Raw genomic sequence first — 279 nt, 5'->3', positions numbered from 1 at the left:
CAACAAGAGGGGCAATCAGTCAGAATGCACAAGCTCTCGCGCGTTATGCTGCTTTATGTCAGGAAGCTGGTCTTGTACCGATTGTTGAACCGGAAGTGCTGATGGATGGACCATCACGCCAGCATTCTATTACGCGTTGCTTTGAGGTGACAAAAGTTGTTTTACACACTGTGTTTAAAGAATTATTTGAGGCACGTGTTCTTTTCGAGGGCATGATTTTAAAACCCAATATGGTGATTGATGGAAAAGATGCGCGCATTGCTTCTGTGGAAGAAGTAG

The 279-nt window shown here is 44.4% G+C and carries 1 pseudogene; it reads left to right on the top strand.

Annotated features, from left to right (window positions below):
* Positions 1-279, top strand: a pseudogene (locus ACFIML_RS09285) (class I fructose-bisphosphate aldolase); the annotation flags it as partial.

The organism is Bartonella sp. AC62GZZY (assembly GCF_042196525.1).
Lineage (GTDB): Bacteria > Pseudomonadota > Alphaproteobacteria > Rhizobiales > Rhizobiaceae > Bartonella.
Note: the sequence above shows the minus strand (reverse complement) of the source record. Positions and strands in the feature narration are given on the sequence as shown.